10 protein-coding genes are annotated in these 12899 nt (G+C 72.4%); 6 read left to right on the forward strand and 4 right to left on the reverse strand.

Annotated features, from left to right (window positions below; genetic code table 11):
* Positions 1 to 8: 8 nt before the first annotated feature.
* Positions 9 to 296 carry a hypothetical protein gene (locus ACVFI9_RS02730; RefSeq protein WP_474764510.1) on the reverse strand — a complete coding sequence of 96 codons (288 nt, stop codon included), beginning with the start codon at positions 294 to 296 and terminating at the stop codon, positions 9 to 11.
* A gap of 147 nt (positions 297 to 443) precedes the next feature.
* Here ACVFI9_RS02730 and ACVFI9_RS02735 point away from each other — a divergent pair, with 147 nt between their 5' ends.
* Positions 444 to 2255, forward strand: a complete 1812-nt coding sequence (locus ACVFI9_RS02735; protein WP_474764511.1) for a DEAD/DEAH box helicase — start codon at positions 444 to 446, stop codon at positions 2253 to 2255.
* A 115-nt stretch (positions 2256 to 2370) separates the two neighbouring features.
* Here the strand turns inward: ACVFI9_RS02735 and ACVFI9_RS02740 are convergent, their stop codons facing one another.
* Positions 2371 to 4092, reverse strand: a complete 1722-nt coding sequence (locus tag ACVFI9_RS02740) for an ABC transporter permease (RefSeq protein WP_474764512.1) — start codon at positions 4090 to 4092, stop codon at positions 2371 to 2373.
* Positions 4089 to 5063, reverse strand: coding sequence for an ABC transporter ATP-binding protein (locus ACVFI9_RS02745; protein ID WP_474764513.1), 975 nt, complete (start codon positions 5061 to 5063; stop codon positions 4089 to 4091). Before ACVFI9_RS02745 ends, ACVFI9_RS02740 begins: the two co-directional genes overlap by 4 nt.
* A gap of 251 nt (positions 5064 to 5314) precedes the next feature.
* On the opposite strand from ACVFI9_RS02745, the gene ACVFI9_RS02750 reads away from it, so the two are divergent.
* Both ACVFI9_RS02750 and ACVFI9_RS02755 read left to right on the forward strand, forming a co-directional pair.
* Entirely contained in the window at positions 5315 to 5881 is a 567-nt protein-coding gene (locus ACVFI9_RS02750) for a hypothetical protein (RefSeq protein ID WP_474764514.1), read from the forward strand.
* Between the two features lie 130 nt (positions 5882 to 6011).
* Positions 6012 to 6953 (forward strand): phosphodiesterase, encoded by a 942-nt coding sequence (locus ACVFI9_RS02755; protein ID WP_474764515.1) that lies wholly within the window; start codon positions 6012 to 6014, stop codon positions 6951 to 6953.
* A 6-nt stretch (positions 6954 to 6959) separates the two neighbouring features.
* Here ACVFI9_RS02755 and ACVFI9_RS02760 read toward each other — a convergent pair whose 3' ends face one another.
* On the reverse strand, positions 6960 to 8567 hold the full coding sequence (locus ACVFI9_RS02760; RefSeq protein ID WP_474766355.1) for a stealth conserved region 3 domain-containing protein: 1608 nt from the start codon (positions 8565 to 8567) through the stop codon (positions 6960 to 6962).
* A gap of 318 nt (positions 8568 to 8885) precedes the next feature.
* On the opposite strand from ACVFI9_RS02760, the gene ACVFI9_RS02765 reads away from it, so the two are divergent.
* The 3 genes from ACVFI9_RS02765 (at position 8886) to pstS (ending at position 12882) form a co-directional block, all read left to right on the forward strand.
* Positions 8886 to 10283: an NtaA/DmoA family FMN-dependent monooxygenase gene (locus ACVFI9_RS02765; RefSeq protein WP_474764516.1), complete on the forward strand. Its 1398-nt coding sequence runs from the start codon at positions 8886 to 8888 to the stop codon at positions 10281 to 10283.
* Between the two features lie 96 nt (positions 10284 to 10379).
* Positions 10380 to 11729: an aminotransferase class V-fold PLP-dependent enzyme gene (locus tag ACVFI9_RS02770; protein ID WP_474764517.1), complete on the forward strand. Its 1350-nt coding sequence runs from the start codon at positions 10380 to 10382 to the stop codon at positions 11727 to 11729.
* Positions 11730 to 11808: 79 nt separating this feature from the next.
* On the forward strand, positions 11809 to 12882 hold the full coding sequence (gene pstS / locus ACVFI9_RS02775) for a phosphate ABC transporter substrate-binding protein PstS (RefSeq protein ID WP_474764518.1): 1074 nt from the start codon (positions 11809 to 11811) through the stop codon (positions 12880 to 12882).
* Positions 12883 to 12899 lie beyond the last annotated feature (17 nt).

A 12899-nucleotide genomic window follows, 5' to 3' on the forward strand; every position in this document is an offset into this window, starting at 1 on the left:
CCTCCGCGTCAGGCTCCCTGGCGCAGGATGTCGAATGCCACGCGGCCGTCCTCCGACACGTGGGCGTCCAACGTCTTGTCGTCGAGGGCGCGTGCTGCCGCCTCGCCGAGGTACACGCGGGCGCCGGCCTGCTCGACCACCGCGTCATGCTCGAGCGGCGTCGGCACGATCGCGACGCCGAACTCGGTGGCTTCGGCGTTCTCGGCGTCGATGCGCAGCCCCGCATCGTGGGTGCCACCGCTGCGGGACACGATGTCCTTCACGACGGTGCTGGCGTTGTCGGTGAGTGTGAGCATGGGCTCCTCCTCTTCGATCACGAAGGGCCTACTCTGCCGATCCGAGCGGCCTCCCGCGACCCCCTTGCGGTCAGCGAGCCGATGACGCACACTGGGCGCCCTCGGATCGCCATGGGCTTCTCCCAGCCGCACGGTCTACCCTGAAGGGTGACTTCCGACGAACTTCCCGTCGAGGCAGCGGCTCCCGAGGAGCCCGCCACGACGTTCTCCGACCTCGGCCTCGAGGGCCCGGTGCTGAAGGCGCTCGACGACGTCGGCTACGAGACCCCCTCCGCGATCCAGGCGGCGACCATCCCCACCCTGCTCCAGGGCCGCGACGTTGTGGGTCTCGCGCAGACCGGCACCGGCAAGACCGCGGCCTTCGCGCTGCCGATCCTGGCGCGCCTCGACGTGTCCCAGAAGACGCCGCAGGCCCTCGTGCTCGCCCCGACCCGTGAGCTCGCACTGCAGGTCTGTGAGGCGTTCGAGCGGTACGCGGCGCATCTGCGGAACGTGCACATCCTGCCCGTCTACGGCGGCCAGGGCTACGGCGTGCAGCTCTCGGCGCTGCGCCGCGGCGTGCACATCGTGGTCGGCACCCCCGGCCGCATCATGGACCACCTCGACAAGGGCACGCTCGACCTGTCGGAGCTCAAGTACCTCGTGCTCGACGAGGCCGACGAGATGCTGAAGATGGGCTTCGCCGAGGACGTCGAGACGATCCTCGCCGACACGCCCGACGACAAGCAGGTCGCGCTGTTCTCCGCGACCATGCCGGCCGCGATCCGCCGGATGTCGCAGCGGTACCTGCATGATCCCGAGGAGATCACGGTCAAGACGAAGACCCAGACCTCGGCGAACATCACCCAGCGCTACCTCGTCGTGTCGTACGCGCAGAAGGTGGACGCCCTCACGCGCATCCTCGAGGTCGAGAACTTCGAGGGCATGATCGTCTTCGTCCGCACGAAGAACGTCACCGAGGAGCTCGCCGAGAAGCTGCGTGCCCGCGGCTACGAGGCCGCGGCCATCAACGGCGACATCGCCCAGGCGCAGCGCGAGCGCACGGTGAACCAGCTGAAGTCGGGCAAGCTCGACATCCTGGTGGCGACGGATGTCGCGGCACGCGGCCTCGACGTCGAGCGCATCAGCCACGTGGTGAACTTCGACATCCCCACCGACAGCGAACCGTACGTGCACCGCATCGGCCGCACCGGGCGGGCCGGCCGCACGGGCGACGCGATCAGCTTCGTCACGCCCCGCGAGCGCGGCCTGCTGGCGCGCATCGAGAAGGCGACGAAGCAGCCGATGACCCAGATGCAGCTGCCGAGCGTCGAGCAGGTCAACGTCACCCGCCTCGCCCGCTTCGACGACCGCATCACCGAGGCACTCGGCCAGACCGATCGCATCGAGGCGTTCCGCGACATCATCGCCCACTACGTGCGGCACCACGACGTGCCCGAGGTGGATGTCGCGGCCGCACTCGCGGTCGTCGCGCAGGGCGAGTCACCCCTGCTGCTGGAGCCCGAGCCCGAGCGTCCGCGACGCGAGCGTGCCGAACGCGACCGCCCCGACCGCGGCGACCGGGGCGACCGGCCCGAGCGACGGGAGCGCGGGGATCGTCCGGAGCGTCGGCACCGGCCGGGCGACATGGCCATGGCGACCTACCGGATCGCAGTGGGCCGACGTCACCGGGTCGAGCCCCGGCAGATCGTCGGCGCGCTGGCGAACGAGGGCGGGCTCAACCGGGAGGACTTCGGGGCCATCCAGATCCGTCCCGAGTTCTCGCTCGTCGAGCTCCCCGCCGACCTGCCGCGCGAGACGCTCGCCCGCCTCGAGGGCACGCGCATCTCGGGCCGGCTCATCGAGCTCCGCCCCGATACGGGCGGACCTCGCCGCCGCACGCGCGACGACGATGGCCCGGTGCGCCGCTCGCGCGACGACGAGCAGCCCTTCCGGAAGCCGCGTCACTCCAAGCGCTGATCCGCCCCAGGGTTCCATTCCCGCACGGCGTGTCCCGCCGGCCGGAAACGTGGCGCGGGAACGGAAACACCTGGCGGGATGTCGGCGAGGCTGCCGCGGCATCCGCTCGCCGCGTTCAGGGGGTGCGGTCCCGTCGGCCGGCTGCCGTCCACGCCGCGCCACGTGAGCGCTGCAGCAGCCAGGTCGCGAGCGCGGCCCCGATCGCCCAGGCGACGAGCACGCCGATCGACGCCCAGGCCACGAACGGCCCGTCTGGTCGCCACGCGTCGAGGAGCCCCGTGCGCAGATGGCTCAGTGGGAAGACGTTGCCGATGGCCCGCATCCACTCGGGTCCGCCGACGAGGAACACGTCGGAGAAGAACGCGATCACGAAGAGGAGCAGCAGCGCGACCGCGCCCGACGCCCGGGCATCGGGAATCGCGGTCGCGAGCAGCACGCCGCAGGCCGCCAGCGCGGCCACCCCGGCCACCACGATGGCCGCACCGAGCGCGATCCCCGCGGCGGTCGTGCGCAACTCGAACGCCATCGTGCCGAGCAGGAGCATCGCGGCCGCGATCAGCCAGCTCACCACGATCGCGGCCACCGCCCGGCCGGCGCCGAGTTCGCCCGTCGACAATGGCGTGCCCCGCCAGCGCTTGAGCACCCCGAACTCCGCCGAGCGAGCCACCCACTCGGCGGTGTTCATGAACGCGACGACGGCCACACCCCACGCGCACATGGCCGCCGCCGTGGACGTCACGATCGGGACCCCGTCGCGCTCGCCGCCGCCCTGGAGTGTCACGAGCAACCACAGGAGGCCGAGCGGAACACCCACGGAGAAGAACAGGTCGCCCGGGCGGCGGAGGGTCGACCGGAGCGCTGCGCCGACTTGGCCGAGTGCCCTGGTGAGCGACGTCGGTTGCCGCGATTCCGGCCGGTCGAGGACGGCGGCAGCCGAGACTCCGGCCGTGGGCGCCGCCTCGGCCACGGGGGTGGCCCTGCCCGCGCCGCCTCGGCCGCGGCGCCGCCCGGCCTTCGGCTCCCACCGGAACGCCACCGCGGCGACCACGGCCCCGGCGACGCCCCACGCGGCGATGAGTCCGAGGTGGCCCAGATTCCACAACGGGAGGTCGTCGAGCGGGTTGAAGAGGTCCTGCAGGGAGACGACGAACGGCTTCATCGGCAGGGCCCACGCGAGGCGCTCCAGCCACTCGGGCAGGTCGCCTCCGATGATGAAGACACCCGAGATGAACGACAGCACCACCACGGCGCCGATCGTGATCGCCTCGGTCGAGCGCGACGAGGGTGCGAGCGACGCCACCGCGATGCCGAGCGCGCTGAACGAGAGCAGCCCGACGAGGATGGTCACGACGAGGGGCGGCACGATCTCGGCGGGCACCGTCACCCCGTAGGCGAGGATCGCGACCGCGAGCACGACCGTCACCGCCGCCGCGGCGAGGAGGGACACCCCGACGACCTGCGCCGCCACGTAGATCCAGCCGGGCAACGGCGTGCCGCGGAGGCGCTTGAGCACGAGCGTCTCGCGATCCAGGGCCACGCCGATCGCGATCGACGGCAGGGTCGCGAAGAGGCAGCCCATCGCGAGCGCGGTCGGCGACGCGAACTGCATGACCCGCAGGTCGGTCGCCGGGTCGATCACCTCGTTGCCGGCGACGATGCCGACGAGGATGAGCCACACGAGCGGCAACCCGAACGTGAACACGAATGCGACGCGCCCCCGCCAGAGCATTCGGAGCACATGGCCGCTGCGCTGCGCGAGCAGGACGAGCCAGCTCCGGCGGCCGGCATCCTCCATGGGTGAAGGCCCGGCGACGGATGCCTCGGGCAGTGCGGTCACGCGGGCACCGCCTCGTCCGTGCCCGCGTGCACCGCGCGTTCGCCGACGAGTTCGAGGTAGGCGTCCTCGAGCGTCGGCCGTCGCACCTCGATGGCGTCGAGCGGCACCCCTCGATCGAGCGACCAACTCGTGATGTCGTGGAGCGTGCGGGTCGCGTCGTCCGTCGTGACGCGCCAGCCGACCCCGTCGCGCTCGACCGCGGCGCCGTCGCCGAGTGCGGTGGCCAGGCCGGCAGGCGCGCGGTCGTCGTCGGGCGCGACCGCCGCGGCATCCGTCGCCTCGGCCGTGCGGAACGCGATCACGGTCGCACGGCCGTGCGCGGCGAGTTCGTCGGGCGCGCCGATCGCGACCAACCTGCCCGCGACCACGACCGCCACGCGATCGGCGAGGTGCTGCGCCTCGTCGAGGTAGTGGGTGGTGAGCAGCACGGTCGTGCCGTTCGCGCGCAGGTCGCGCACGATCGACCAGGCCTGCCGTCGCGCCTCGGGGTCGAATCCGACCGTCGGCTCGTCGAGGAAGAGCACCTCGGGCGCGCCGACGAGCCCGAGGGCGAGGTCGAGCCGGCGCTTCTGGCCCCCCGAGAGCGTGCGCACGCGCGCCGTGCGCTTCGCCGTGAGCCCGACGAGCTCGATCACCGCGTCGGCGTCGAGGCGACGCGGGTACAGGTCGCGGTGCAGGCGCACGAGCTCGACCACCGTGGTGTCCTCGTCGAACCCGGCATCCTGCAGCACGATGCCGATGCGCTCGCGCAGCGCCCGTTCGCGGCGTGCGGGGTCGTGCCCGAGCACGCGCACCTCGCCGGAGTCCGCCGTGCGATGGCCCTCGATGGTCTCGACGACCGTCGTCTTGCCGGCGCCGTTCGGACCGAGCAGCGCGAACACCTCCCCACGCTCGATCTCGAACGACACCCCATCGACCGCCTGCACCTGGCCGTATGCCTTCCGCAACTCGCGCACCTCGATCGGACGCATTCCACCTCCTGAGTCGGTCTCGACGATAGGGGCGGGCGGATGTCGCGTGCTGGGTCGAAGGTCCTCCTCCGGTTCCGGCGAGCGCGTCATCCGGTCGCCATGCGCCACCATCGCGGTTCGCGTCGGCCGATCGGTCTTCCGCCAGACGTCTCGCCCGGATGGAGCCGAGGGGCCACGCCGCATATCCTCGTAGGGTGCCCGCGGCCCCCGAACGGGGTGTGCCGCGCGTTCCGGGAGGGGAGGTGAGCACGATGTCCGACGTGGAAGCGCCCGATCCGGGGCAGCCCGACGAGCCGCCGCGCCGACCCCGAGGCCGGCACGCCGCACCGAAGGCGGCCACGCCCGCCGGCGGATGGCTCGCCCGGATCACCGCTGCCGCCGCGCCCGCCCTCGCGTGGCTCGAACCTCGCGTCAGCGCCGCGGGCGCGTGGCTGCTCGAGCGACGCCTGCATGTCCTCATCGTGGCATCCACGCTCGCGACGGTCGCCATGATCGGCGGCGCCATGGCACTCATCTCGTCGGTGGGCCAGGGCGGCCGCGATGGCGAGGCGGCCGAGATCGGCGACTCGCCGCGGCCGACGTCGACCGACCCGGGCTCGCCGAACTCCTACGCGCCGATCCTGCCGAGTCCCGCCCCCACGAAGACACCCGCGCCCACCGCCACGCCGACGCCGACTCCCGCGCCCGACGGCGGAACGACCGACCCCGGCACGGGCGACCCCGTCGACCCGACCGATCCCGTGGTCGAGCCGCCCGCCGACACGGGGAACGGCCGTCCCGACCCGCCCGGCCACACCAACAAGCCGCCGAAGCCCTGAGCGGCGCGGCGTCAGGCGGACTTCGTCCCCGTCACATGCCGCATTCATTGACCGTTCAGATTCACGTGTTCGGCTAGCGTTACCCCGACGCCCATCGAAGCGCGTCTTCACCGATCGAATGGGACGAAACGTGAACACCCGTACGGCCGAGTACCCGCGGCCGGACCACTTCCTCCTCCACATCAGCGATACGCACCTGCTCGCAGGCGGCGGGCTGCTCTACGATCGCGTCGCGAGCGAGCAGCACCTGCGCACCCTCTTCGACGAGTTCGAGGCATCCGGCGCCCGTCCCGAGGCGATCGTGTTCACGGGCGACCTGGCCGATCGCGGCGAGCCCGACGCCTACGATCGCATCCGCCGAATCGTCGATCCCGTGGCCGCGCGTCTCGGCGCACAGGTGATCTGGGTCATGGGCAACCACGACGACCGCGCCGCGTTCCGCCGCGGTCTCCTCGGCGACCGCATGGGCGGCTACCGGCCCGTCGACCGCGTCGACGACGTCAACGGCCTGCGCGTCATCACGCTCGACTCCACGGTGCCGGGCCACCACCACGGCGAGGTCGCGCCCGCGCAGCTCGACTGGCTCGCCGAGGAGCTCTCGATCCCCGCGCCGCACGGCACGATCCTCGCGATGCACCATCCGCCCGTGCCGAGCGTGCTCGACCTGGCGGTGTCGGTCGAGCTGCGCGACCAGGCCGGACTCGCCGAGGTCGTCGCGGGCAGCGACATCCGCTCGATCATCGCCGGGCACCTGCACTACTCGTCGGCCGCGACGTTCGCGGGCGTGCCGGTGTCGGTGGCGTCGGCGAGCTGCTACACGCAGGACCTGAACGTGCCCGTCGGCGGCACCCGGGGGCGCGACGGCGCGCGGGCGTTCAACCTCGTGCACGTGTACCCCACGACCGTGCTGCACTCGGTCGTGCCGCTCGGCGCCTTCCCGGCGCTCGACTGGATCGACGCCGACGAGAGCGCGCGCCGGCTCGGGGCCTCGGGCATCCGGATCGCGGATGCCACGACGCCGCCCGTGCCGAAGGAGCCGCCGTTCACCATGCCGATCCCGGTGCTCGCCTAGACGACGTCAGGCGGTGGCGGATGCCTCGAGCGGCGCGTCGGCCGCGGCATCCGCCGGCTTCTCCCACGGCGCCGGGATGGGGAAGTAGCGCTCGAGGAAGTCGATCACCGCGGTCGTGCGCTCCTCGACCGAGATCTCGGGGAAGCTGCCGTCGTTGAGGCAGAACATGTCCTGGTCGCGACGCTTGAGGAGGCGCTTCATCGCAGGCAGCGCTCGCCGCAGTGTCGTCTCGACGTACTTCACACGCGCGTCGGTCTGCACGACCGCCCGGCCGGTGATCAGCGCGTAGTAGTGGTAGAGCGAGTTCGTCACCGAGATGTCGGTCGCCGAACGGAACCGGCTGGCCGCGGTGCGCCGGAACTCCTCGGGGAACTCGGCCTCGAGCTCGGCCATGACGCTCGCGCGCAGCGGCGCGGCGCAATGCTCGAGGTGACGCGTGGTGACCTTGCCGAAGCGCTGGCGAAGCAGGGCGCGGTTCACGCGCGCCGCGTTCTCGAAGCCCGAGCGGCCCGGATGCGTCTCGCCGAGCCCGATGCGAGTGGTCGCCTCGACGAACTTCGTGATGCCCCCCGGCGAGAAGAACAACGACGGTCGCACCGGCCGGCCGAAGAACATGTCGTCGTTCGAGTAGAGGAAGTGCTCCGCGAGCCCGGGGATGCGGTGCAGCTGGCTCTCGACCGCGTGCGAGTTGTGCGTCGGCAGCACGGAGGGGTCGGCGAACATCTCCTCGCTGCGCACGAGGGTGACCTTCGGATGCCGCGCGAGCCACGCCGGTGCGGGGGAGTCGGTCGCGATGAAGATACGGCGCACCCACGGCGCGAACAGGTGCACCGATCGGAGCGCGTACTTGAGCTCGTCGATCTGGCGATATCGGGCCTCGGAGTCATCGCCCTCGCCCACGACGTAGCTCTGCATGCGCCTCGCGCGCTCGCGCACGAACTCGTCGCTCGAGCCGTCGACCCAGGAGAAGACCATGTCGATCTCGAAGTCGACGTCGCTCGCGAGCGGCTCGAACATGTGGTCGAGCGTGGGCCAATCACGACCGTGCAGGTGCACCACGTCGTCGACGGCCTCGGAGCGCGGCAGCGTGCGCCGCATGAGGGCGTTCTCGACGGGCGCCTCGATGACGTCGTCGCCGAATCGCCAGAACTCGAGCTGCACCGCGGTCTCGGGGCCGTACCGGAGGCGGCCGATCGGCTCGACCCGCGGGCGGTGCAGGCGCAGCACCGTGGGCTTGCGATGCGCCGAGAGCCGGCCGTCGGCGAGGAGCACGGGGATCGAGCCCGCTCCCCGGTCGGGCGCCACGGGAAGTGCGTAGAACGGCTCGTCGGCGAAGGACGTGGCGAACGCGCGTGCCACGGCCTTGCGGTCGGCGCGGTCGACCGCGACCACCGGTCGATCGTCGTCGCCGCGCACGAGCAGGTAGCCGATAGCGGCATCGTCGAGCGCCCGGCCGATGGCGAGGAGGTCCTCGACCATGGACTCGCGCGGCGTGGTGTGGCCGTTGCGCAGCGCGTACTGGCCCTTGCGCATGACGAGGTCGTCGCGGTCGAACCGCGAGATCGCGGGCGCCGAAGGGACCAGCACGAGCTCGGAGGCGTCCGCGAGCCGCATGGGCGGGGCTTCGGGGCCCTCGCCTCTCGCGAACGCGCTCCCGTCGAGGTCGTGCTGGTCGTGCAGGTCGGCGGTGCGATCGCGTTCGGGACTCGTCACGGAAGGATGGCCTCCAGGGGTCGGGGGATCGCGTCGGATCGACGCGGGGATCAGACGATTCTACGGCGAACGGTTGCCGCGGCCCACGGCTTGACAAGGCTCTGCCGATGACGCCGCGTGACCTCCGGTTGAGTCGTGTGACGGCGGGTGCCGTCGTGTGACGCCCGCTCTCGCGGCATCCGCTCCACCTGCCTAGCGTCGGGGTGGGGAGGCACACGAATGACACGAATCATCATCGGCGCCATGGTCAGGGCGATCGGCGCCTACCCGTCGGGCTGGCGGTATCCGGGCGCGCACCGCGACCCGCGGGGCGATGCGGCCGTGCTGCGCCGCACTGCCGAGGTCGCCGAGGCGGCTCGGCTCGACTACCTCTTCTTCGGGGACTGGCTCGCCACCGGCCACGACCTCGAGTTCCAGGACCCCTACCTGGTCGCACGCGTCGACCCGCTCTCGGCGGTCACCTACCTCGCGGGACTCACCCGGCGCATCGGGCTGATCGCGACCGCGAACACGAGCTACGCCGACCCGTACGCGCTCGCGCGGGCGACGGCGTCGGTCGACCTGCTCTCGGGCGGGCGGGCCGGCCTGAATCTCGTGACGGGCGCAGAGCCCCGTGTCGCCGGCAATCACGGTCGGGACTTCCACGAGACGAGCGAGTCGCGCTACGACCGGGCGGTCGAGTTCGAACACGTGCTGCGCCGCCTCTGGGACTCGTTCGAGGACGAGGCGATCGTGGCGGATGCCGCGGCCGGCGTCTTCCTCGACCCGACGCGTCTGCACCCCACCGACTTCCACGGCGCCCACCTCAGCGTCACCGGCCCGCTCAATGTCGCCCGTCCCGTGCAGGGACACCTCCCGCTCGTGCACGCCGGCAGCTCGCCGCAGTCGAAGCTGTTCGCGGCGCAGTTCGCCGATCTCGCCCTGGTGGCGGTGTCGGGCCTCGACCACGCCGTCGCGATCCGCGAGGAGCTGCGATCGCTCGCGTTCGAGTCGGGTCGCGACGATCGCTCCCTGAAGGTCATCGCGCCCGTGCTGCCGATCGTCGGCGACACCCGTGAGCATGCGCAGTCCATCGCCGACGAGCTGAGCGAACTCGTGCAGATCGCCGAGGACTGGCCCGACGGCCCGCCCGCCGCATTCCCGGCGAACCGCTCGCTGGCACAGCTCTCCGCACTCGTGGGGCTCGACGTGTCGCAGCTCTCGCCCGACCGAGGCGTGACGCCCGCGCTCGTGGAGCGATTCAGCGCCGCGGGGCAGGAGCTCGTCGAGATCGTCGCCGAGCGCACGGGCCGCCTTCCATCGGGCGAGCGACCGCCGACGCTGCGGCATCTCGTCGTCGCGGCATCCGTCACCGCATCGATGGTCGTCGGCTCGGCCGACGAGATCGCGACGGAGTTCGAGGCGTGGGCCGACGCGGGAGCCGTCGACGGATTCAACGTGCTCTCCGCGGTGCAGCCGGCGCAGTTCGAGGCATTCGCGTTCGGCGTCGTGCCGGAGCTGCAGCGTCGCGGAGTCTTCCCCACCGCGTACGACGGGGAGACGCTGCGGGACCACCTCGGACTCGGCCGCCCCGAGAACCTGCACGTGACGGCGGCGCGCTCGCGCGTCGGTTCGTGACCGAATGTGTCGCGGCGTGACCTCGGGCGTCATCCGGCCGTTGAGGGCCGCCCGGCGCGGTCGTAGGTTCGACGCCAGTCGACCGGAGGAGCTGTTGTGATCGCCACGGAGGTACGCACCGCACGCGGGCCGCTCGCGGCACTCGGGCCGCTGGCGACGCTCGGGCCGCTGGCGAGCCTCGCCGACGCCGGGCTCGAGGTGCCCGTGCTCGGCGGAGGCCGCGTGCGGCACGTGAACCTCGACCTCGCGGCGTCGGCGCCGGCGCTCGCCGCGGTCGCCGCGCACGTCGCACGGGTCCTGCCGTACTACGCGAGCGTGCACCGCGGCAGCGGGTACCCGTCGCAGGCGATCACGGCCCTCGTCGAGGACGCTCGGGTCACGGTCGCCCGGCACGTCGGCGCTCGCGACGACGACCTCGTCGTCTTCACCCGCAACACGACCGACGCCCTGAACCTCCTCGCCGCGGCCGTGCCGGGCGACACCGTCGTGCTCGACCTCGAGCATCACGCGAACCTGCTGCCCTGGCGTTCGCGGCGCGTGGTCGTGGCCGAGTGCACCGTCGCGGCCACGCTCGACGCGCTCGACACCGAACTCGCCGCCCGGCCCGCGGCGCTCGTCTCGGTCACGGGCGCCTCGAACGTCACGGGCGAGGTGCTCCCGATCGAGGCGATCGCCGCGCTCGTGCACGCACGCGGGGCGCGCCTGGCGGTGGATGCCGCGCAGTTGCTGCCGCACCGTCGCGTCGACCTCGTGGCATCCGGCGTCGATTACCTCGCGTTCTCGGGACACAAGGCGTACGCGCCCTTCGGTGCGGGCGCGCTCGTCGGCCGGGCCGACTGGCTCGACGCGGCCCCAGCCCACCTCGCCGGCGGGGGAGCGGTCGACGCCGTGCGGCTCGACCACGTCGACTGGAAGCGCGGCGCCGACCGGCACGAGGCCGGCACGCCGAACGTCGTCGGCATCGCGGCGCTCGCCCGGGCGCTCGTCGAGCTCGAGCGACTCGGCGACTCCGCCCGGCACGAGCACGAGCAGGTGCTCACCGCCCGTCTGCACGCCGGCCTCGCGGAGATTCCCGGGCTGCGCGTCATCACGGGCTTCGACGACGCGCACGACCGCCTCGGCATCGCCACGATCGAGCTCGAACGCGGGTCCGAGCCAGAGGTCGGCCACCGGTCGGTCGGGCTCGTCGCGGCGGCGCTCGCGGCCGAGCACGGCATCTCGGTGCGGGCCGGCCGGTTCTGCGCGCATCCGTTCTTCGACCGCGTCGCGCGCCGCGCCAACGGGCTGCGCGCGAGCCTCGGTGCCGGATCCTCGTCGGACGACGTCGACCGCTTCCTCGACGCACTCGCCCGACTCGTCGCCGACGGTCCTGCGCACGCGTACGAACGCACGCCGGCGGGCTGGTGCCCGCGGGTCGACGATCGCCCGCGACTCGTGATCGACTGACGCGCCAGCGTGCGGGGCATCCGGTCCGGTGGATCCGGTCCGGAGCATCCGTCGAACCCCGTTCGCTACCATGGCGGGCATGCGCACGCGGAGGTTCGTCCTGACGGTCACGGGTCTCGCGGCAGCCGCGACCCTGCTCGGCGGATGCGCCGTGAACGAGCAGGGCGATCGCGAGAGCAACCTCTCGGGCGTGCTCGACGGGGCCGGTTCCTCGGCGCAGGGCGCCGCGCAGGACGCCTGGATCGCCGGGTTCCAGCGGGCCAACGCCGGCGTCACCGTGAACTACGACCCCGCCGGCTCGGGAGCAGGCCGCGAGCAGTTCATCGTCGGAGCCGTCGGCTACGCCGGCAGCGACAGCCCGCTCACCGTCGACGAGACCGAGGGACCCCTCGAACGGTGCGCCGACGGGTCGGGCGCGATCAACCTGCCCGTCTACCTCTCGCCCATCGCGCTCGCCTTCAACATCGAGGGCGTCGACCGGCTGCAGCTCGACGCGGCATCCGTCGCCCGCATCTTCACGGGCGAGATCGAGCGATGGAACGATCCCGATCTCGTGCGCCTCAACCCCGACGTGCCGTTGCCCGACGCCCGGATCACGCCCGTGCACCGGTCCGACGACTCGGGCACGACCGAGAACTTCACGGAGTACCTCGCCGAGGCGGCGCCCGAGGCCTGGCCAGACGAACCCGACGACGCGTTCCCCTACGAGGGCGAGGCGGCGCAGGGCAACTCGGGCATCGTGGCGGTCATCCGCGACGGCGTGAACGTCATCGGGTACATCGACGCCTCCCGCGCCGAGGGGCTCGACGTCGCGAGCCTCGTCGTCGGCGGGGAGGCCGTCGCGCCCGATGCCGAGTCGGCCGCCGCCATCGTCGACGTCTCGCCGATGGAGCCCGGCCGGCCGGAGGACGACCTCGTCATCGACCTCGATCGCGCCACGAGCGAGGCCGGCGTGTACCCGCTCGTGCTCGTGAGCTACCTCATCGCCTGCCGCGAGTACCGCGACCCGAACGACGGCGAACTGGTGCGCAGCTACCTCGAGTGGGTCGCGAGCGCCGAGGGGCAGGACGCCGCGGCGGCGGATGCCGGGTCCGCACCGATCTCGCCGGCGCTGCGCGAGCAGGTGCAGGCCTCGGTCGCCGCCATCCGCTGAGCGGTACGCGGGTTCGC

This window comes from Agromyces sp. NSFZ, assembly GCF_056156205.1.

Coding starts and splice junctions, on each gene's coding strand:
- ACVFI9_RS02765 (WP_474764516.1), top strand. CDS start 8,886: ATGACACGAATCATCATCGGCGCCATGGTCAGGGCGATCGGCGCCTAC.
- ACVFI9_RS02745 (WP_474764513.1), bottom strand. CDS start 5,063: ATGCGTCCGATCGAGGTGCGCGAGTTGCGGAAGGCATACGGCCAGGTG.
- ACVFI9_RS02760 (WP_474766355.1), bottom strand. CDS start 8,567: ATGCGGCTCGCGGACGCCTCCGAGCTCGTGCTGGTCCCTTCGGCGCCC.
- ACVFI9_RS02730 (WP_474764510.1), bottom strand. CDS start 296: ATGCTCACACTCACCGACAACGCCAGCACCGTCGTGAAGGACATCGTG.
- ACVFI9_RS02750 (WP_474764514.1), top strand. CDS start 5,315: ATGTCCGACGTGGAAGCGCCCGATCCGGGGCAGCCCGACGAGCCGCCG.
- pstS (WP_474764518.1), top strand. CDS start 11,809: ATGCGCACGCGGAGGTTCGTCCTGACGGTCACGGGTCTCGCGGCAGCC.